The organism is Oleisolibacter albus (assembly GCF_003336875.1).
In the GTDB taxonomy this organism is placed as follows: Bacteria; Pseudomonadota; Alphaproteobacteria; order Azospirillales; family Azospirillaceae; genus Niveispirillum; species Niveispirillum album.
Map to the genome: position 1 here is coordinate 115,166 of NZ_QGNJ01000012.1, position 19,637 is coordinate 134,802.

General features: G+C 69.5%; 23 protein-coding genes. 11 read left to right on the top strand and 12 right to left on the bottom strand.

Annotated elements, in window-relative coordinates:
• Positions 1-276: 276 nt before the first annotated feature.
• Entirely contained in the window at positions 277-1,140 is an 864-nt protein-coding gene (locus tag DK368_RS16080; RefSeq protein ID WP_114394989.1) for an HpcH/HpaI aldolase/citrate lyase family protein, read from the top strand.
• A 35-nt stretch (positions 1,141-1,175) separates the two neighbouring features.
• On the opposite strand, the gene DK368_RS16085 is transcribed toward DK368_RS16080, so the two are convergent.
• Positions 1,176-1,937 carry a GNAT family N-acetyltransferase gene (locus tag DK368_RS16085; protein ID WP_162306060.1) on the bottom strand — a complete coding sequence of 254 codons (762 nt, stop codon included), beginning with the start codon at positions 1,935-1,937 and terminating at the stop codon, positions 1,176-1,178.
• A gap of 215 nt (positions 1,938-2,152) precedes the next feature.
• Between DK368_RS16085 and sdhC the strand changes: the two genes are divergently transcribed.
• The 4 genes from sdhC (at position 2,153) to DK368_RS16105 (ending at position 5,676) form a co-directional block, all read left to right on the top strand.
• Complete coding sequence (gene sdhC / locus DK368_RS16090) at positions 2,153-2,566, top strand: succinate dehydrogenase, cytochrome b556 subunit (RefSeq protein ID WP_114394991.1); 414 nt, start codon at positions 2,153-2,155, stop codon at positions 2,564-2,566.
• Positions 2,567-2,579: 13 nt separating this feature from the next.
• The gene (gene sdhD, locus DK368_RS16095) at positions 2,580-2,981 is read left to right on the top strand and encodes a succinate dehydrogenase, hydrophobic membrane anchor protein (RefSeq protein ID WP_114394992.1); all 402 of its coding nucleotides are present in this window, start codon (positions 2,580-2,582) and stop codon (positions 2,979-2,981) included.
• 9 nt (positions 2,982-2,990) lie between these two features.
• Positions 2,991-4,781: a succinate dehydrogenase flavoprotein subunit gene (gene sdhA, locus DK368_RS16100; protein ID WP_114394993.1), complete on the top strand. Its 1,791-nt coding sequence runs from the start codon at positions 2,991-2,993 to the stop codon at positions 4,779-4,781.
• Between the two features lie 115 nt (positions 4,782-4,896).
• The gene (locus tag DK368_RS16105) at positions 4,897-5,676 is read left to right on the top strand and encodes a succinate dehydrogenase iron-sulfur subunit (RefSeq protein ID WP_114394994.1); all 780 of its coding nucleotides are present in this window, start codon (positions 4,897-4,899) and stop codon (positions 5,674-5,676) included.
• Positions 5,677-5,844: 168 nt separating this feature from the next.
• Here DK368_RS16105 and DK368_RS16110 read toward each other — a convergent pair whose 3' ends face one another.
• Complete coding sequence (locus tag DK368_RS16110; protein ID WP_155524601.1) at positions 5,845-6,288, bottom strand: hypothetical protein; 444 nt, start codon at positions 6,286-6,288, stop codon at positions 5,845-5,847.
• Positions 6,289-6,387: 99 nt separating this feature from the next.
• The gene (locus tag DK368_RS16115; protein WP_114394996.1) at positions 6,388-6,771 is read right to left on the bottom strand and encodes a VanZ family protein; all 384 of its coding nucleotides are present in this window, start codon (positions 6,769-6,771) and stop codon (positions 6,388-6,390) included.
• A gap of 318 nt (positions 6,772-7,089) precedes the next feature.
• Between DK368_RS16115 and DK368_RS16120 the strand changes: the two genes are divergently transcribed.
• Entirely contained in the window at positions 7,090-7,407 is a 318-nt protein-coding gene (locus DK368_RS16120) for a hypothetical protein (RefSeq protein WP_114394997.1), read from the top strand.
• Between the two features lie 159 nt (positions 7,408-7,566).
• The gene (locus DK368_RS16125; protein WP_114394998.1) at positions 7,567-8,037 is read left to right on the top strand and encodes an MmcB family DNA repair protein; all 471 of its coding nucleotides are present in this window, start codon (positions 7,567-7,569) and stop codon (positions 8,035-8,037) included.
• A 7-nt stretch (positions 8,038-8,044) separates the two neighbouring features.
• On the opposite strand, the gene DK368_RS16130 is transcribed toward DK368_RS16125, so the two are convergent.
• From DK368_RS16130 to DK368_RS16155, 6 genes are all read right to left on the bottom strand, one after another.
• The gene (locus DK368_RS16130; protein WP_240002532.1) at positions 8,045-9,400 is read right to left on the bottom strand and encodes a hypothetical protein; all 1,356 of its coding nucleotides are present in this window, start codon (positions 9,398-9,400) and stop codon (positions 8,045-8,047) included.
• Positions 9,387-9,986: a BON domain-containing protein gene (locus tag DK368_RS16135; protein WP_114394999.1), complete on the bottom strand. Its 600-nt coding sequence runs from the start codon at positions 9,984-9,986 to the stop codon at positions 9,387-9,389. The genes DK368_RS16130 and DK368_RS16135 overlap by 14 nt, the downstream gene beginning before the upstream one ends.
• 104 nt (positions 9,987-10,090) lie before the next feature.
• Positions 10,091-10,915, bottom strand: coding sequence for an N-acetylmuramoyl-L-alanine amidase family protein (locus DK368_RS16140; protein ID WP_114395000.1), 825 nt, complete (start codon positions 10,913-10,915; stop codon positions 10,091-10,093).
• 193 nt (positions 10,916-11,108) lie between these two features.
• On the bottom strand, positions 11,109-11,933 hold the full coding sequence (locus DK368_RS16145) for a response regulator (RefSeq protein ID WP_114395001.1): 825 nt from the start codon (positions 11,931-11,933) through the stop codon (positions 11,109-11,111).
• Between the two features lie 308 nt (positions 11,934-12,241).
• Positions 12,242-13,033 carry a DUF1194 domain-containing protein gene (locus DK368_RS16150; protein ID WP_114395002.1) on the bottom strand — a complete coding sequence of 264 codons (792 nt, stop codon included), beginning with the start codon at positions 13,031-13,033 and terminating at the stop codon, positions 12,242-12,244.
• Between the two features lie 93 nt (positions 13,034-13,126).
• Positions 13,127-14,101: a magnesium transporter CorA family protein gene (locus DK368_RS16155; protein ID WP_114395003.1), complete on the bottom strand. Its 975-nt coding sequence runs from the start codon at positions 14,099-14,101 to the stop codon at positions 13,127-13,129.
• Positions 14,102-14,221: 120 nt separating this feature from the next.
• Between DK368_RS16155 and DK368_RS16160 the strand changes: the two genes are divergently transcribed.
• The 3 genes from DK368_RS16160 to DK368_RS16170 all read left to right on the top strand — a co-directional run bounded on the left by DK368_RS16160 (position 14,222) and on the right by DK368_RS16170 (position 16,162).
• Positions 14,222-14,800 carry a septation protein A gene (locus DK368_RS16160; protein ID WP_114395004.1) on the top strand — a complete coding sequence of 193 codons (579 nt, stop codon included), beginning with the start codon at positions 14,222-14,224 and terminating at the stop codon, positions 14,798-14,800.
• Between the two features lie 123 nt (positions 14,801-14,923).
• A complete protein-coding gene (locus DK368_RS16165; protein WP_114395005.1) occupies positions 14,924-15,661 on the top strand; it encodes a 2OG-Fe(II) oxygenase in 738 nt (245 codons plus the stop codon).
• 168 nt (positions 15,662-15,829) lie between these two features.
• Positions 15,830-16,162, top strand: coding sequence for a hypothetical protein (locus DK368_RS16170; RefSeq protein ID WP_114395006.1), 333 nt, complete (start codon positions 15,830-15,832; stop codon positions 16,160-16,162).
• 3 nt (positions 16,163-16,165) lie between these two features.
• Here the strand turns inward: DK368_RS16170 and DK368_RS16175 are convergent, their stop codons facing one another.
• The 3 genes from DK368_RS16175 to DK368_RS16185 are packed head-to-tail and all read right to left on the bottom strand — an operon-like array spanning position 16,166 to position 19,156.
• The gene (locus DK368_RS16175) at positions 16,166-17,059 is read right to left on the bottom strand and encodes a ChbG/HpnK family deacetylase (RefSeq protein ID WP_114395007.1); all 894 of its coding nucleotides are present in this window, start codon (positions 17,057-17,059) and stop codon (positions 16,166-16,168) included.
• Positions 17,056-18,156 (bottom strand): alpha/beta hydrolase, encoded by a 1,101-nt coding sequence (locus DK368_RS16180; RefSeq protein WP_114395008.1) that lies wholly within the window; start codon positions 18,154-18,156, stop codon positions 17,056-17,058. Before DK368_RS16180 ends, DK368_RS16175 begins: the two co-directional genes overlap by 4 nt.
• Positions 18,140-19,156 (bottom strand): ABC transporter ATP-binding protein, encoded by a 1,017-nt coding sequence (locus tag DK368_RS16185; RefSeq protein ID WP_114395009.1) that lies wholly within the window; start codon positions 19,154-19,156, stop codon positions 18,140-18,142. Before DK368_RS16185 ends, DK368_RS16180 begins: the two co-directional genes overlap by 17 nt.
• Before the next feature lie 212 nt (positions 19,157-19,368).
• On the opposite strand from DK368_RS16185, the gene DK368_RS16190 reads away from it, so the two are divergent.
• A complete protein-coding gene (locus DK368_RS16190) occupies positions 19,369-19,554 on the top strand; it encodes a zinc-finger domain-containing protein (protein ID WP_114395010.1) in 186 nt (61 codons plus the stop codon).
• The last annotated feature ends 83 nt before the right edge of the window (positions 19,555-19,637 follow it).

Consider the following 19,637-nt stretch of genomic DNA (forward strand, 5'->3'; position numbering starts at 1 on the left):
GTTCCAGCCCTGAATCGCACGGAGAACCAAAAGCTTGGAGAACCAAAAGCTTAGGGTCTTTCTGGTGCTTCAATGCGCAACGCACAGACCCTAAGCGCGTTCGCGGCGGGGGTTCAACAGCAAAGCGTGACGAGGGGCAAAGCGGCCCACCCCGCCCCCGCCGCCCCCCTGCCGCCCCCTCGGCGCACGCTTCCGGCACCCATCAGGCCCCATGGACGCGGCTGGCCTGCTTCGCTACGGTCGGGGTCCCCCGCCCGCGACCGGAGCCGATCCGCCATGGCTGTGCGCCCCCGCCGTTCCGTCCTCTACATGCCCGGCGCCAACGACCGCGCCCTGAAAAAGGCGCGGACCCTGCCGGCGGATGCCCTGATCCTGGACCTGGAGGATTCGGTTGCCCCCGACGCCAAGGACCGTGCCCGCGCCCTGGTGCTGGAGGCGGTCAAGGCCGGCGGCTATGGCCGGCGCGAGATCATTATCCGGGTCAACGGCCTGGACACGCCCTGGGGTCACGCCGATCTGGCCGCCGCCGCCGCCAGCGGCGCCGATGCCGTGCTGCTGCCCAAAGTCGAGTCGGGGGACGCCCTGCGCATGGCCGACCGGGTGCTGACCGCGTCCGGCGCACCGGACGGGCTGGACCTGTGGGCCATGATGGAGACGCCGCGCGGCATCCTGGCCGCGCAGGACGTGGCCGCGTCCTGCCACCGGCTGGACTGTCTGGTGCTGGGCACCTCGGACCTGACCAAGGATCTCCAGGCCCTGGTCACCGCCGACCGGCTGCCGATGCTGACCGCGCTGGGGCTGGTGCTGCTGGCGGCCCGCGCCTATGGGCTGGCCGTGCTGGACGGCGTGCATGTGGACCTGGAAGACGAGGCCGGCTTCGCCGCCGCCTGCCGTCAGGGCCGCGCCTTGGGCTTCGACGGCAAGACCCTGATCCATCCCCGCCAGATCGAGGCGGCCAACACGACCTTCGCCCCCGGCGAGGACGAGGTGGAGCGCGCCCGCACCATCATCGCCGCCCATGCCGAGGCGGTGGCCGCCGGCAAGGGCATCACCGTGGTCGACGGCAAGCTGGTGGAGGCGCTGCATGTGGACAGCGCCCGCCGCACCGTGGCCCTGGCCGAAGCCATCGCCGCGGTCTGACCGGTGCGCCGGGGTCCGTCCGGGCCGGACCTGCGTCAGGGCAGGCGGTAGCGGTAGGGGTAAAGCGTGCGGAAGCCCAGCGACCGGTAGAGCCGCACGGCGGGTTCATTTCCGGCTGCCACCTGGAGATAGGCGCGGGCACCGCCCGCCGCCGCGGCCCGCTGCAGCAGGCCGGCCAGCAGCGTGCGGGCCAGCCCCCGGCCGCGCCGGTCCGGATGGGTCGCCACCTTGTAGAGTCCGGTCCAGCCGCGATCGATGACGGCCAGCGCCAGGGCCACCGGCCGGTCCTCCTCCATCAGCGCCGCGTACAGGGTCGGAACGGGAATGGCTCCCAGGATGCCGTGCAGCGCCGGCATCTCCGCGTCCGGCACCGGCACCATGGTGCGATAGGCATCCAGCCACCGGGGTTCCGGGGTGGCCGTGCAGCGAATCGCCGGATTGACACCCATGTGAACGACGCGGTCGAGTCCCAGAACCAAGCTTTCATTGTGGATGCGGTAACCGCGCCGGTCCAGTTCGCGCTCAAGCTGCGGCGGGCAGAGGGGCGTGATGCGGAACTGTGGCGGCAGGCCCTGGGCCGCATAGACCGCCTCGCAGAACGCCACGAAGCCCGCCATGTCCGTGGTGGCATCCGGACCAGGGCCGGGGCCAAGCGCGTTGATCGAATTGGCCCGACCGGTGTGCCCGTTGGCGAAGCGCAACACCCAGCCATCGTGATGGATGGTGCGCAGGGCGGGCCATGCCGTCAGGGTCAGGTTTTCAACAAGGGAAACAGACGGTTCCATACGCCAATCCATGCCGGGATCCATCGCTGCCATGCGCTGGTGCGCAAATGCAACAGCGTAACCCTGACATGTCCCCCGGGGGAAAGGAAGCATCCCGATCCCGCGGTGCGAAACGTTGACGAGGAAGGGGGCGGGGGCGTAATTGACACCGGCACTTCCGATTCTAGCTTCCTGCCGGCCCGCTTTCGCCGAAACCGGCGCACGAGACAGTCAAGGACGCGCGACCCATGACCGATACGCCTGCGGCTACCACCCCAAGGACGGGGCGCCAGCGGCCGCTGTCCCCCCATCTCCAGGTCTATCGCCTGCCCCTGCCGGCGATTTCCTCCATCACCCACCGCATCACCGGCATCGGCCTGACCGTCGGCACGCTGGTCCTGGCCTGGTGGCTGATCGCCGCCGCCAGCGGCCCCGATGCCTTCGCCACCGTCCAGGGTTTCCTGGGTTCGGTCATCGGCCAGCTGCTGCTGCTGGGCTGGACCTGGGCCCTCTGGTACCACACGCTGAACGGCATCCGGCACCTGGTCTGGGACACCGGCAAGGGTCTGGAACTCGGCGCCGCCTACCGCGGCGGCTATATCTCCTATGGCGGCTCCGTCGCCCTGACGATCCTGACCTGGATCGCCGCCTACGCGCTGTAAGGAGGACGTTTCCATGTCCGGACAACCGTTCACCGGCGGCTTCCGCTCCCACCTCGGCCGTGCCCGCGGCCTCGGCGCCTCCCACCATGGCGCCGGCCACTGGCTGTCCTACCGGCTGCTGTCGGTGGCCTATGTGCCCCTGGCGGTGTGGTTCGTGATTTCCGTCGTCCGCCACGCCGGCGCCGATCAGGCGGCGGTCGCAGAATGGCTGAAAAGCCCGGTCAATGCCACGCTGATGCTGTTGACCGTGGGTGTGACATTTCATCATGCCGCCTACGGTATGCAGGAGGTCTTCGAGGACTATGTCCATGGCAAGATGGCCAAGACCGTGGTCATCGGCGCCACCAAGGCGCTGTGCCTGCTGCTGGCGGTCGCCAGCGGTGTTGCCGTGCTGAAGCTTGCCCTCGGGGCGTGAGGTAGAGAAATGGCCACCGCCTACAAGATCATCGACCACGAATACGACGTCGTCGTCGTCGGCGCCGGCGGCGCCGGCCTGCGCGCCACCTTCGGCATGGCCGAGAAGGGGCTGAAGACGGCCTGCATCACCAAGGTGTTCCCGACCCGCAGCCACACCGTGGCGGCGCAGGGCGGCATCTCCGCCGCGCTCGGCAACATGGGCGAGGATGACTGGCGCTACCACATGTACGACACCGTGAAGGGGTCGGACTGGCTGGGCGACCAGGACGCCATCGAGTACATGTGCCGCGAGGCCATCCCGGCCATCATCGAGCTGGAACATTACGGCGTCCCCTTCAGCCGCACGGCCGAGGGCAAGATCTACCAGCGCGCCTTCGGCGGCATGACCACCCGCTTCGGCGAGGGGCAGGCCTACCGCACCTGCGCCGCCGCCGACCGCACCGGCCACGCCATCCTGCACACGCTGTACCAGCAGTCGCTGAAGCACCACGCCGAGTTCTTCGTCGAGTATTTCGCCCTCGACCTGCTGATGGACGATGAGGGCGTGTGCCGCGGCGTCATGGCCTGGAACCTGGATGACGGCACCATCCACCGGTTCCGCGCCCACATGGTGGTGCTGGCCACCGGCGGCTATGGCCGCGCCTATTTCTCCTGCACCTCGGCCCACACCTCCACCGGCGACGGTGGCGGCATGGTGCTGCGCGCCGGCCTGCCGCTGCAGGACATGGAGTTCGTGCAGTTCCACCCGACCGGCGTCTATGGCGCCGGCTGCCTGATCACCGAGGGTGTGCGCGGCGAGGGCGGCTATCTGACCAACAGCCAGGGCGAGCGCTTCATGGAGCGCTACGCCCCCTCGGCCAAGGATCTGGCCTCGCGCGATGTGGTCAGCCGTTCCATGACCATCGAGATCCGCGAGGGGCGTGGCGTGGGTCCGCACAAGGACCACATCCATCTGCATCTGGAGCATCTCGACCCGAAGATCATCCATGAGCGCCTGCCCGGCATCGCCGAGACCGCCAAGGTCTTCGCCGGCGTGGACGTGACCAAGGAGCCGATCCCGGTGCTGCCGACCGTGCACTACAACATGGGCGGCATCCCCACCAACTATCACGGCGAGGTCATCAACCCGACGGCCGAGAACCCGGACCGCATCGTCCCGGGCCTGATGGCCATCGGCGAGGCGGCCTGCGTGTCGGTGCATGGCGCCAACCGCCTGGGCTCGAACTCGCTGCTCGACCTGGTGGTGTTCGGCCGCGCCGCCGCCATCCGCGCCGCCGCGGTGGTGGAGAAGGGCGCCGCCCACAAGACCATCCCGCAGGACCTGACCGACAAGGTCCTCGACCGGCTGGACCAGACCCGCACCGCCAAGGGCGATGTCCGCGTGGCGCATCTGCGGCTGGAAATGCAGAAGGTCATGCAGAACAACTGCGCCGTCTTCCGCACCGGCGAGGTGCTGGACGAGGGCGTGGGGCTGATGCAGCAGGTCTGGTCGAAGCGGCCCCGCATCCAGCTGAGCGACCGGTCGCTGGTGTGGAACAGCGACCTGGTGGAAGCGCTGGAACTGGACAATCTCATGCGCCAGGCCGTCGCCACCATCACCTCGGCCGCCAACCGCACCGAGTCCCGCGGCGCCCACGCCCGCGAGGATTATGCCGAGCGCGACGACGAACACTGGATGAAGCACACCACCGTCTGGGTGGATGAAGCCGGCAAGGTCACCCTGGGCGACCGTCCCGTGCATCTCTACACCCTGACCAACGAAGTGCAGGTGTTCCCGCCGAAGAAGCGGGTGTACTGACCGGGTGGGCCGGTCCGCCCGGGCCGGCCCGCTTCCCCGATTTCCAGGGCGAGAACGATCGGCCGGGTCTTACGGCCGGATGTCTGTCGCCGGTTGTATGTCAAGGACGGCAACGATGGCTGAATTCACCCTGCCCGCCAATTCCAAGGTCCTGCCCGGCAAGACCTTCACCGTCGCCGCGCCGGAGGCGAAGCGCAAGAAGACCTTCCGCATCTACCGCTGGGACCCGGATTCGGGCGAGAACCCGCGTGAGGACAAGTACGAGATCGACCTGGACAAGTGCGGCCCGATGGTTCTGGACGCGCTCATCCACATCAAGAACGATGTCGACGCCACGGTGACCTTCCGCCGCTCCTGCCGTGAAGGCATCTGCGGCAGCTGCGCCATGAACATCGACGGGCGCAACACGCTGGCCTGCCTGAAGCCGATCGAGGATGTGAAGGGCGACGTCAAGGTCTACCCGCTGCCGCACCAGCCGGTGGTCAAGGATCTGGTGCCCGATCTCAACCAGAACTACGCCCAGCTGGCCTCGGTGAAGCCGTGGCTGCAGACCCAGTCCGCCCCGCCCTCGCGCGAGCGGCTGCAGAGCCCGGAAGAGCGCGAGAAGCTCAACGGTCTCTACGAGTGCATCCTCTGCTTCTGCTGCACCACCAGCTGCCCCAGCTACTGGTGGAACGGCGACCGCTATCTGGGTCCGGCCGTTCTGCTGCAGGCCTACCGCTTCATCGCCGACAGCCGCGACGAGGCCACGGGCGAGCGTCTGGACGCGCTGGAGGACCCTTTCCGCCTCTATCGCTGCCACACCATCATGAACTGCACCCAGACCTGCCCGAAGGGTCTGAACCCGGCCAAGGCCATCGCCGAGATCAAGAAGCTGATGGCCGCGCGCCAGTAAGGCGCAAATCCGCGTCTGCGGGTTGCGGGGACGGCTGCCACGGGCACCGTCCCCTTTTCCTTGTGTACAGGGACAGGGTCTTTCGGCGCCGGTCCCCCATGCGCGGTCCCCCATGCGCCGGTCCTCCTGCGCGGGTCCCTGGCCGCGGCGCACGGCGTCAGGGCCGTGTCACCCCCGCAGCACCGTCTCGATCCGCGTCAGCAGCGCGCGCAGGGCCGGCACGGCGCGGGCACAGTCGTTCAGCAGTGCTGCCTCGGCCTGCGGCTCCTCCGGATGGCTGTCGCACAGCCGCGCGCGCAGGGCGAACAGCGCCAGGACAGCGTCCGCATCGTCGGCCAGCCCCGCCTGCACCATCCGTCCGGCCAGGTCCGCCGGGGCGGGTTCGGCGGCACCATCGCCCAGCACCGCCGGCAGCAGACGGCGGAACAGCAGGCTGTGCAGGGTCAGCACGCGGTGGAACAGGGCATCGGCTTCGGTGCGGAAGCGCTCGGGCATATAGGCCAGCTCGGTTCCGGTGACCGGCAGCAGCGTGCGCACCTCGTCGGCGGAATGGGACAGGCGCCGGGCCAGACTGCCCGCAGCCGTCAGGGTCCGTTCCAGGTCCGGCTCCATGCTGGCCTCCATCGGCGCTGGCGTGGCCCCGGCGGGGAGCACGGGGGTCCCCCAGTGTAACCCGGCCGCGCGGCGCTGTCGCCGTGGCGATGGTGGCTGTCAGCGTTCCGCCAGGCGCGCCGTGCGGCGGATCCACAGGACGAGGGCCAGCCCCACCAAGGCCCCGACCGTATCCGACGCCCAGTCGGACAGGCTGGCCGTGCGGTCCGGGATCATGCCCTGCGCCAGTTCCAGCCCGGCCCCCAGCAGCGAGACCGCCGCAACGGCACAGGCCAGGCCCCGCACGCTGCGCCAGGGCAGCGTGACCAGCGTCCCCAGGCCGATGAAGGCGGCGAGATGGATGATCTTGTCCAGCCCGAACGCACCGGGCGGCGCCAGCGCGGGCTGGAGTCCGCCCCAGAGGATCACCAGCCCGGCAATCGTGCCGGCAAGCAGGCAGCCCCAGCGCACAGCGGGGGTCGGCGCGGCCAGATAGTTCAGCACGGGGCTTCACTCCTGTTGCTGTGGCCTGTTGCTGTGGCCCAGGATCGCGTTCAGGTGCTTGTACCCGGATTTTATGGCGCTGCCGAGGCGCCCGGGCGGATAGGTTGTGGGAATTCCATCGCCCACCGCTCGGAGAGCGGCAGCGGAGGCGGGGCACGCCGTCCCGCCGCGGCCAGACGTTAAGCAACGCTGAAGGGATGGCGGCGTTCCTGACAACGCAGCCTCCCGAAATTGTCACCTCCACCCGGCCCCGCTCGGGATCAATATTCGCATTGCTGACGGCGAAGTCGTCAGCCGACCAGAACCCAGGGACCTTGCATGTTCCCCGTCGTGGCGACCGGAGCCCCCAATCCGGACCTCGGCCTGACCGCAGCCGCACTGGCCATCGGCTACCCCCCCTCCTCCGATCATCCGACACCCGTGCCCAAGCCCTATGGGGCCGAAGCGCTGGCCAGGCAGATCCTTGACGCCGTGGCGCGCTGCCGTGCGCTGGGCCACCGCGATCCCAGCATCACCCTGACCCGCCCGACCGCCGTGGTCGAAGGGGTGCACATGCTGCTGCTGCAGGCGGGACTGCAGCCGGAGATGAAGCCCGCCGCCGTGGGCGGCTGCTCCGTCATCACCGTCCGCGGCTGAAACCGGCCAGTTCGGCGGCCCCCGGACCGGCCTCGCCGGTCCGGTCGGGGCGCTGTGGCCCGCCGTTGGCCGGCCCGGTGCCGTAACCGGATCGGACGGCTTGCCGACAGGGCGGGTTGCGTTCATGATCCGTACCGGTTTTCAGCCGCGACGCGGACCATGCTGCCGGATCTGCCCTCCCTTCCCCGCCCCGCCTCCGATGTGGCCGCCGGCATTACCCGCGGCGTGCGCCGCATGCTGGCCGACCGCGCCATCCGCACCCTGGTCGAGTTCCCGCTGGCCAATGGCCGCCGGGCCGACGTGCTGGGGCTTGCCGAGGATGGGGAGATCGTGATCGTCGAGGTCAAAAGCGGAGCGGTGGACTTCAAGACCGATCACAAATGGCAGGACTATCTGGCGTTCTGCGACCGGTTCTACTTCGCTGTCGGCCCGGACTTCCCGCTGGACCTGATCCCGGCCGCGTGCGGCCTGCTGGTGGCCGATGCCTTCGGGGCCGAGACCGTGCGCGAATCACCGGTGGACCGGCTGCCGGCAGCCCGGCGCAAGGCCGTGATCCTGCGCGCCGCCCTGGCGGCGGCGGCCCGCCTGCACCGGGTGGAGGACCCGGGGCGGGTCCCCGCGGGCGGATGAGCCCGGCCTATTCCAGCATGGGCTTGCCGGTCTCGATCTCCACCAGCGCCGCCAGGAAGGGCACCGCCAGATCCTTGCGCTCGGCGCCGGCGGCGCTGCTGGCCTTCTCCGCTTCCCCCAGCGCCGCGAGATAGGTGCCGCGCCAGCGCTGGTCCTTGTAGAGCAGCTTGTCGGCCCGGGCCCGCTGCAGCAGGGCGATGGCGTCCCGCTTCTTGGACAACATGGTGTCCAGGCGGGTCGAGACGGTTTCCGCCATGGCGCGATCACCCGCCTTCAATGCCCCGGCCACCAGCTCGAAATAGGTCTCCGCCTTCAGATCGTCGGGATGGACCTGGTCGGCATAGGTCAGGGTCAGGGTCTTGTCGCCACGGGCCGCCAGCTTGCCCAGCACCTGGGGCACGGTCCACGGGCTTTCATCCTGCACCGTCCGCAACAGGCCGAGCGCCAGATTGGGGTCGCCCAGGTCGCCGGCCGCCACGGCCAGTTCCGGCGGACAGCAGGTCCCGCGCCGGTCCTTGAAGCGGCTGAACTGCTCCTCCACCGTGTTGAGGAACAGGGTGCGGGCACGCGATTCGTTGCCGGCCTTCAGCAGGGCCTGGGCCACCAGCCCCAACTCCCACGAGCAGGTCGCGGTGCGGGAGAAATCGGCGGCCTCCTCGGCGATCTCGGCGGCGCGGGCCGTGTTGCCGTTCCAGGCCAGCACTTCGGCGATGTCGGTCAGATTGTAGATGCGGGTGGCGCAGTCGCTGAACTGCCGGGTCAGTTGCAGGGCCAGATCGACCTCGCCGGTCAGGGCCAGGGCACGGCCCACGAACAGGTCCTGGCTCTGGGCGTCCTTGACGCTGCCGGTGCGGACGGCCTGGATGAAGGGGCCGACAATGGGCTTCACCCGGTCGCGGTTGCCGATGTGGTAATGGGCCACGGCCAGGGACAGCCAGTCCCAACGCGGGGCCGCGACCGGATACTCGATCGGGGACATCAGCTGCTCGATCCGGTGCAGCAGGCAGATGTCGGACTGCCCGTCGGCGCAGGCCAGCCCGCGCAGGCGTCCCTTGAACTCGGCATAGTCGAAATCGCCGATGAACTGGTTGGTGACCAGTTGCACCGCCAGCGGGCTTTCCGGCAGGCGGGTGACGATGTCCTTCAACAGCTGGTCGGCTTCCAGCAGCGCCTTGGCCTGCTCCTGCGCGTCATAGGTCTGATCGGCCCGCTGCAAGGCCTGCATGGCCAGCACGAACTGCCGGTTGGCCTGGGCCGTCTGGTCGGCAGCAGAAACCTGGTCCTGCGCCGAGGCCGCGCAGACCCCGGTCAGCAGCAGCAGAAGCCCGAACAGGACAGGGCGGAGACACTCAGACACGGACATGATTGACCACTCGCCGCACGCGGGCGATGCCGCGGGCATAATTCAGGACCAGATCAAGCTCCACCTGCGAGCGGGCCTTGCCGATGAGATAGACGGTCTGGTTGACCGTCTCGATGGTGTAGTTGCCGGAGGTGATCTCCGGATCGGTCATCAGCTTGGCGCGCAGCTGGGTGGTGATCCAGGTGTCCGTGGCGCTGTCGGAAATGCCCCCGCCCTCGCCGATCTGGATCTCGTTGATGACCTCCTTCACGCCGTCCACGCGCCAGGCCTGGGCCAGCGCGGTGGCGCGCACATCCTCGGTGCGCGCGGTGCCGGTCAGCAAGACGCGCCCGTCGCGGACCGCGACATACAGATCCCGGTCCACGCCGGCCGAGCGCCAATAGGCCCGGATATTCTCGCGCATCAGATCGTCGGGCAGCCGGGCCTGCGCCGCTGTGCCCGTGGCCGGTGGCGGCGTATCGCCCCCGCTGGAACAGCCCGCCAGCAAGGCCAGCGCCAGCAGGGCCGCTGCGGTGAAAGAGGGGCTGCGGACACGGGCTCCCGCTCCGGGTCCGTCCCAACGCGCCACAGGGCGCCTGCTCGCCATCGTCCTGCCTCCTGCCGGGTGGGGCCGCTTCGACCTGCCGGATCTTATGATGAAACTATGTCCGTCCTGCGGTTCCCCCAGAGGAGCAGGCCGGACCGGTTGTGTCACGCGAACGGTGCGGATTTCATCAGCGCCGTCAATTCACGGGATAAGATGCCGGCAATGCGTCGACGCGACGTCGGCTCACGCAGCAATTGCTCATCCTCCCGGTTCGACAGGAAACCCGTCTCGATCAGCACCGAGGGCACGTCCGGCGCCTTCAGCACGGCGAAATTCGCAGAGCGCATGGGATTGTCCAGCAGGCGCAGCTCCCGTCCCGCCCCGCGCACCAGCGCTTGCTTGGCCTGGAGTGCGGCGGTCCGCGTGTGGCGGGCGGCCAGATCCATCAGGATGGCCGCCACGTCCTGGTCCATGTTCGACATATCCACCCCCAGCCCGTCCGCCAGATTCTCGGTATGGGCCAGCGCCGCGGCGAAGGCATCCGACGCCGTTTCCGACAGGGTATAGGCGGAGAGGCCGCGGGCACCGCCATTGGGCGCGCTGTCGGCATGGATGGAGATGAACAGGTCGGCTTTGGCCGATCTGGCCCGCTGCACCCGTTCCTTCAGGGGCAGGAACACGTCGGTGTCGCGGGTCAGGACCACCTTCATGCCGCCGGAGCGTTCCACCTGACGTGCCAGCTCCTTGGCGATATCAAGGGTGACATCCTTCTCATGCGTGCCGCGGCCGCCGATGGCACCGGGATCATGGCCGCCATGGCCGGGATCGAGCATGAGAAGGCGGGCGGCGCGCGCCGCCTTGCGGGCGGGGGACCGTCCGGCGCCCGCGGCTTCCGCCATGGCCGGCAGCGGCGGGCTGATGGACAGTCCGAGGGAGATACCGGCAACCGGCAAAACCAGCGCGGAACGAAGCAACGCCCTACGATTCATGGACCTGACTACCACCCGGATCCACGGCCAGTCTGGATCCTGCCCGGGTCCGTATCTTTGAACCGGCCCGAATCGTTCCGCAATAGAAACCTGTTACACCACGGACGTCCGTCCGCGGATGTAACATCTTCGCCATGACCGCGGCCTCGTCTCGGCCTGAATCGGCCCGCCGGACCGCAAGCCACGGGCAGGGTCAGGAGGGGGATCCTTCGTGCCCGGCCAGCGCCGCCAGCAGGGGCAGCTGCGCCTCGCGCGATGGTGCGAACACGGCCTGGGTGATGGCGCGTTCGATCTGTTCCCGCGTGAAGGGTTTGCGGATCACCGGCCCCAGATGCTCCAGCCCGCGCCGGGTCAACTCGTCGCCGAAGGCGGTGACGAAGATGATGGGCAACTCGCTGGTCTGCCGCAGGACCTGGGCCGTGGTGATGCCGCTGTCGCCATGGGCCAGACGCAGGTCCATCAGCGCCAGGGTCGGCTGGCAACTGCGAGCGGTGTCGATCGCATCATCCATGGTGGTGGCGGTGCCGCAGACCTTGTGGCCCATGGTGCGCACCGTCTCCGCCAGATCGAAGGCGATGATGGCATCGTCCTCCACGATCATGATGCTGGCGATCAGGCTTTCGCGCAGAGCCTCCTGCGCCGCGGCCATGCGCCGACGCGCCTCCTCCAGACCGATGCCGAGGATGCGGGCGGCATCGGCACACCCCACCTCCTCCAGACTGACCAGCAGGAACAGCCGCCGTTCCATCTCCGGCAGCTGGACCAATGCCAGCTCCATGGGATGGCCGGACTCCGGCAGGGCCGGCCGCATCTCTTCGGCATCGAACAGCCGGTTCAACAGGGCATAGAGTGGGCCGCGCTCATGCCGCGCCAGCCCATAGGCGTCCGGATCGGACAGCGCCACCGGGACGGCCAGCCCCACCAACTCGTCGCCGCGGCCGCTGGTCCCGGTCAGGGCACGGGCATAGCGGCGGAGAAAGGGGATCTGCTTCAGCAACTGCTGCGAACGGGCGTCCATCGGGTCGTCCTCTCCTGACAGACGCGCGAGCGGGCACGTCCTTGCATCGGCCATTTTCGGCAGTTTCGTCCGGAATGCCATTCACCTTGCGCGGTTACCCGAACGGCGGGGCCGCCCACGCAAAAAGGAACGGGCCGACATGCAGGCCGGCCACGACCGCACTGCAACGGAACCGCGGCAAAGCCCGTCCTGTTGCAGGGGAACTGGTGCGTTGCCTCCCTGAACCGCCAGAGACTCCCGGCAGCCGCCGCCCACCGTGCGGCGGCTGTTTTTCTGCTGCGGACGGCACAAACTCCCGGAAGCCGCCGTCAGCGCGCCGCCTGACGCGGCAGCCGCCCCGCCGGAGCCAGGGCGATCTCCTTGATCAGCTTGGCCAGGATGGCTTGGCCGAAGGTGGAGAAATCCTCGGCAGCCAGCAGGAAGGCACCGGGGCCGCCGATAACATGGGCGCGGTAATAGCTGTCCAGATCCAGCGGCGGCAGTCCGCCCCAGGGATTGGGCCGGCTGTTGAGGATGGGCAGCCCGTTGATGGTGATGCCCTGGGCCACGGCGGCGTCCCGCGCCAGCTCCGGCGGCCGCCCGCGGTTGCTGTAGCCGTCGCCGGAGATGTCGATGACCCGGCGCGTCCCCTCATAGCCGTTGGTGGCGAAGCGGGCGGCGCCATAATCGATGGCCGGACCGATGGCGGTCCAGAAGGCCGTGCTGATCGGCGCTTCCGCCAGCCGGGTGGCGACGGCGCGGGCGGCGGCATCCCCGTCGATCAGGGTCCAGTCGATGATGGTGGTCTGATAGCTGTCATCGGCCCATTCCACGTAGGTCACGGCGATGCGCCCCAGCGGGCCCGAGCGGATGGCATCCAGCACCTGCGGACTGGACAGGGCCTCGGCATAGCCGCGGCGCTGCAATTCCGCCTCCTGCTGGTCGACGCTGCCGGAGACATCGACCAGCAGCACCAGTTCCAGATCGACGGGGATCTCGGCGGACAGGCCGGATGTCCCCCCCGCCTCCGCCGGCACCGCAGCCCGGCCTGGTCCATCCAGCAGCAGCACCGCCAGCAGCGCCAGCAGACCCGCGCGCCGGCTCCCAGAGCATCGCGCCATCACATCCCCGCTCCGCCATTGCTGCCACACGCCTCAACCGTGCCGCAGGCCCCCTGTCCGCACAAGAGCCGCAGGGGGAGGAGGTCCGCCCGGTCAGAGCCAGCCGCGGCGCTTGAACCAGATATAGGGAATGATGACCGAGAGCACCATCAGGCCCAGGGCCATGGGATAGCCCCAGGGCGAGTCCAGCTCCGGCATGTGGTGGAAATTCATGCCATAGATGCTGGCCACCAGCGTCGGCGGCAGGAAGACCACGGCGGCGATGGAGAAGATCTTGACGATGTTGTTCTGTTCGATCCCGACCACGCCCAGCAGCGCATCGAGCTGGAAGGCGATGTTGCTGGACAGGAAGGCCGTATAGTCGGCCAGCGACTGGGCGTCCTGCGACAGGGTCTTCAGCCGGGCCCGGATGATCTTGTCGCCGGCCACCTCGCGCACCGTGTTGAGGAAGGCCAGCACCCGCACCAGCGTGACAAGGCTCTCCCGCGCCTTGGCGGTCAGATCATGGGCGCGGGCGATCTTCTTCAGCAATTGGTGCTGGGTGTCGGAGCCCAGCCGCCCGCCATGGCCTTCGATCAGCAGCTGCTGCGCCACCTGGTTGACGTCGCGGCCCGCCCCTTCCAGCACGTCGGCGATGCGGTCCAGGATGCTGTCCAGCAGCTGGGTCAGCGCCAGCGGACCGCTGTCCAGGCGCACGCTCTGGCGGCTGACCTGGTGATGGAAGCCGTAGAAGGGCTTGGGATCGTCGAAGCGCAGTGTGATCAGCGCCTCACCCGTCAGCACGAAGGTGATGTCCATGGTCTCGGGCACGGGGGAATCGGCGCGGCACAGCACCGTGGCGGTCATGAAGGTGCCGCCCTCCTCGCGGTAGACCCGGCTGGACAGCTCGATTTCCCGCATCTCCTCGCGCGTCGGCAGCTCGATGCCGAAGGCCGCCTCCACCTGCTGGCGCTCCTCGCGCGAGGGCGACAGCAGATCGACCCAGGTGGCCGTGCGCAACTCCGCCATGCCGGCCTTCTCATCCAGCCTGGCATTGTGTCCGTCGGCGATGCGGTAGGCCCGGATCATCGGCGCTCCATCTTCTGCGGGATTCCCCGACAGCGGGATGTACTCTCCGCCGCCCGAGGTGGGAAGGGGGCGAATGATCCCTCTGGCGCAACCCGGCCACTCCGGTTACACCACAGCCGCATGAGCCCCTATCTCCGCCTTGTCCTCGAGGCCGGCCCGCTGGCCGTCTTCTTCGTCGTCAACAGCAGTGCCGGCATCATGCACGGCACCGCGGCCTTCATGCTGGCCACCTCGGTGGCCCTGCTGCTGTCCTGGCGGCTGGAGCGGCGCCTGCCGATCATGCCGCTGGTGAGCTGCGGTTTCGTGCTGCTGTTCGGCGGGCTGACGCTGTGGCTGGATGACGACCTGTTCATCAAGATCAAGCCCACGGCGGTCAACCTGCTGTTCGCCGCCACGCTGTTCGCCGGACTGGCCAAGGGCCGCTACCTGATCAAGGTGGTGCTGGGCACGGTGATGGAGCTGCGCGATGAGGGCTGGCGCATCCTGACCATCCGCTGGGCCTGGTTCTTCCTGCTGCTGGCCGGCCTCAACGAGGCGGTGTGGCGCAGCCTCAGCACCGATGCCTGGGTCAATTTCAAGGTCTTCGGCATCATGCCGCTGACCATCCTGTTCAGCCTGCTGCAGGCCCCGGTGCTGATGCGGCACCAGGTCCAGCCGGAAACCGCCGACCCCGCCGGACCGCCGCCGGCCCAGGGCTGACGCCGCCGGCCCCGGCGGGGGTGGCGCCCGCGGCCGAGCAGGGCTACGGTGGGGCCGCCCCGACGGGTCCCCCTGTGGCCCCCTGGCTGGCCCGTCCCGACTGCGCCGAGGAGCCATGGCCGCATGACCAGCACCGACCTGCCCGCGATCCAGCTGAACCCGGCCCTGGACCGCGCCGACATCGCGGCGCGGCTGCGCCGGACGGGGCGCGTCCGCATCCGCGACGTGTTCCCCGACCCGGTGGCCCGCCGGCTGCATCAGTGTCTGGCCACCGAGCTGCCATGGAACACCGTGTTCAACGAAGGCGACGGCAAGGTCCACACGCTGTTCCCCAACCAGGTCGCCGCCATGACGGCCGATCAGAAGAGCTGGCTGACCAATTTCGTGTTCGAGCGGGCACGGAACGGGTTCCAGTTCATCTTCAACAGCTATCCCGTCTGGGATCTGGCGGACCAGGGCAAGGCGCCCGACCTCTATGTCTTCCGCCTGCTGGACTTCCTCAACGGTCCGGAGTTCCTGTCCTTCATCCATGAGGTCTCCGGCATCGCCGGCATCGTCATGGCCGATTCCCAGGCCACCCTGTTCCAGCCCCACCATTTCCTGACCCGCCACTCCGACCGGGACGACGCCAAGGGCCGCCGCATGGCCTATGTGCTGAACCTCACCCCGGCCTGGCGGGCCGAATGGGGCGGGCTCCTGGAGTTCCTGGACGAGGCCGGCGACGTGGCGGAGGGGTTCACGCCCTGTTTCAACACGCTGAACCTGTTCACGGTGCCGGCGCCGCACCATGTCAGCTATGTCACGCCCTTCGCCGCCGGCGGACGCTACAGCGTGACCGGCTGGCTCCGGGACAGGCGCTGAACCGCGCCCCCTGATTCCGATCCGTTACCCCATATTTCTGCTTCGTGGCATCGGGTAACCGGCGGGTAACGGCAATTGTGCGGTGCATCCGCCCCTCTATTCTGGCCGGCGGGGCGAGGCCGGACCGGGCCGCCCGCAGAACAACCAGGGGATCACAGGGGATCATCCATGCGCCTGCCCACCACCGCCCTACTCCCGGCCCTGGCCGGCCTGCTGCTGCTCGGCGGCTGCATCAACATCCAGGGGGATGACCATGACGGCGGCCATTACCGGCCGCGCACGGCCACCGACCTGTGCCGCCGCGAGGTCGAGCACAGCTATGAAAGCCGCTACCGCATCGCCTACGACCTGCCGGAGCTGACCACCAACGGCACCACCCAGACCGTGCGCCAGCCCTTCACCCTGGCCGCCCGCAAGGAGAATTTCGAGGGGCCGGAGCGGCGGGAGATCCGCTGCACCGTGGTGGACGGCGCCCTGACCCAGGTGCAGACCGTGCGCTGAGGCTCAGCGCGGGGCCGGGACGGTCCCGCGGAAGCGGCCGACCACGGCCCCGGCGGCAGCCAGATCGGCCGGCCAGTCCGGCCCGGCCAGATACGCGAACTCGCGGTAGCGCGGCTCGACCAGACTGTCGATCCCGGCCAGAACCGTGTCCGGCCGGGCGGGATGCACCATCAGGATAGCCCCGTCGGCCGGCGGGGCCAGGAAATGCCGCATCAGCCGGCGCACATCGCTGTCGCCCTCGAAGCCATAGAGACCGCGGAATCCGCTGTTGACGGGCAGGCCCAGACGCCGGGCCTGCCGGCCCAGGCCCCGGGACAGGGCGGCGACCACCAGCGCCTTGGTCCGCGCCACCGGCCGGGTCAGCAGCCGGGCCAGCGGCTCGGCGCAATCGCGCACATAGACGCTGCCGGGCCGATAGCGCCGGGCCAGCAGGTCCAGCAGCACCGGCCGGATCCCCGGCAGCACATGCACATGCTGGTGCCCGTCGACGAAGTCGGGCGGGCGGCCCAGATGCCGTTCCAGCGCCTCCAGCTGGCGCGTCAGCTCGGCCCGGATGGCGTCGGCGTCCAGGCGGCCCGCATGGGCCAGCCGCAGCAGGGCCCCCAGCGGCGGCAGGCGCGCATCCGCCCCGGTCAGGCCGGCGACCGGGGCCAGGGCGCGCTGGTCGGTCAGGGTGAAATGCAGGCCCACATCGGCCCGGTCGCCCAGGGCCGCCAGATCCGGCGCATGCTCCGGCCAGAAGGGGCTGACGCTCATGACCGAGGTGGCGCTGATGCGCCCCGTCCGCAGCAGCTCCAGGATGCCGGCACTGACGCCGGGGGACAGGGCATAGTCATCGGCATTGACGACCAGGGACCAGGACCGGGGGCGGGACAGGGGCGGCAGGGGGGCGGTCATCGTGCGGCCGCCTGCACCGGGACGGTGCGCGCCGCCTCCACCTGGGCATGGCGGTCGGCACCGCTGGGCAGGGGGGCGGCCGGATCATCGATCCAGGCCAGCACGTCGCGCCAGACCACCTCCGCCTGCAGATCGCGCAGCAGCATGTGCCAGCCCTTGGGATAGACGCCGATCCGCGCCCCCCGCCCCGCCAGATTGGCCAGCGCGACCGACACCGGCTCGGGCGGGATCAGCTGTTCGTTCTCGCCATAGAGCGCCAGCACCGGCATGCGCGTGCCCACACGGGCGGTGTCGGTCAGGGCCCGGTCCATCAGGTTGGTCAGGCCGTAGACGGCATCGACACGGGTGGATTTGATCACCAGCGGGTCCCGGCCCAGGGCGCGCAGCATCTCGATATTGTCGCTGGGCCGGATCTTCAGCCCGCGCGGCGGGGTCAGATGGTACCAGGGCACGGTCCAGGTGGCGATGCCCAGGGCCCAGCGCTGATAGAAGGGCATGGTCCAGCGGGCCCAGACGGCGGGGGCGGCCAGCACCGCCCCCCGCACCCCGTCGGGCAGAGTCCCGTCGGTCTCCCCATGGTCTGCCCCTCCATGGTCTGCCCCCCCACGGTCTGCCAGCGTGGTCAGCACCACGGCGGCCCCCATGCTTTCCCCCAGCAGATAGAGCGGCACGCCGGGATGGCGGGCGCGGACGGCCGCGGCCGCCGCCAGCAGGTCGGCCTGCAGGGTTTCCGGTCCCGGCCAGATGCCGCGCTGGCCGGCCTGGCCGAAGCCGCGCTGGTCATAGGCATAGGTGGCGACACCCTGCGACGCCCAGAAGCGGCCGGGCGCGTCGAAGGCGTTGGAATAGTCGTTGAAGCCGTGCAGGGCCAGGATCACCGCCCGGGGCGGGGTCCCCCCCTCCGGCAGCCAGGCGCGCAGCGGCAGCGACTGCCCGTCCGGTGCCCGATAGCTGTCGCCGGCCAGGGTCGGTGCCGCCACCGGCGGCCCCATGGGCTGGGTGGTGGGGGCGCAGGCGGCCAGCAGCCACAGGACCAGCAGGCCCGCGGCCCGTCCGACCAGCCCCGTCCCCCGCCGCGGGTCAGCGGTACTCGTCATCCCGCGGCCCCGGCGCGGCCGCCTGGGGCGACCGGGTCAGCTGCAGGAACAGATCCTCCAGATCGGACTCCACCGTGCTGAGATCCTGGATCACCAGCCCGGCCTCGCCCACCGCGCCCAGCACGTCGCCGATGCGGGTGCGGCTGGGCTGGTAGCGCACCACCAGCTGCCGCGGCCCGGCCAGCTCCGCCTCGAAGGCGGTCAGTGTCGCGGGCAGGCCGTCCAGGTCGCGGTCGAGGGTGATGCGCAGTTCCTTGCGGTCCAGCCGGCGCAGCAGCGCCGTCTTGGCATCGCAGGCGACCACCTGGCCGTGATTGACGATGGCGATGGTGTCGCAGAGTTCCTGCGCCTCTTCCAGATAGTGCGTGGTCAGCACCACCGTGGTGCCGGCGCGGTTCAGCTCCCGCACATGGGCCCACAGCATCTGCCGCAGCTCCACATCGACGCCGGCCGTCGGCTCGTCCAGCACCAGCACGGGCGGGGCATGGACCATGGCCTTGGCCACCATCAGCCGCCGGCGCATGCCGCCCGACAGGGTGCGGGCATAGGCGTTGGCCTTGTCCTTCAGCCCCACCGCCTCCAGCAGCCGGTCGGTCTGGCGCTCCGCCTTGGGCACGCCATAGAGGCCGGCCTGCAGGTCCAGCAGTTCCCGCGGGGTGAAGAAGGGATCAAGGTTCAGCTCCTGCGGCACGATGCCGATGGCGGCACGGGCGCTGCGCGGCTGCTGATCGATATCGATGCCCCAGATGCGGGCGATGCCGGCGGTCTTGTTGACCAGGCCGGCCAGGATGTTGATGAAGGTGCTCTTGCCGGCGCCGTTGGGACCCAGCAGCCCGTACAGGCTGCCACGGGGAATGCTGAGGCTGATCCCCTTCAGCGCCTCCTTGGGCGGAGCCTTGCCGGTGGCCGCATAGGTCTTGCGCAGGTCCCGCACCTCGATCGCCGCATCGGGCAGGGCGACAGCGGCGAGGCGGCCGGGGGTGGCGAGCGTATCAGGCATGAAGCGATGTCCTTGGCGGAACGGAGCCGGATGGAAACAGCGCCGGGATCGGGATGGCGTTACACCTCCCCGTCCGGGCGGTCAATGCGGCCCGTCACAGCAGACGGTCATGCCTCGCGCCTTGCAGGCGGCGGCTGGTCTTGTATGATGCGCGCCGCAGAACGGCGCCACCAGGACGCCGCACGGGTTAGAGACTTCGAGGATCACGGACCATGCAGCCGCTGGAAACCATCTATGTCGACGACAGCACGGTCGGATGCGACGGTGGCGGCGGCGCGCTCGGCCATCCCATGGTCTATCTCAGCCTGGAGAAGAAGGGCGCGGTGGACTGCCCCTATTGCGGCCGCCGCTACATCCAGACCGAGGATGGCAAGCGCCACGCCGGCCACGGGCACTGACCCCGGCCTCGCCGGTCGGCCCACGGCCTTCCAGGCCGCGGCCTGCCGGCAGCGTGCGGCCTGAACGCCGCCGGCTGGAACGC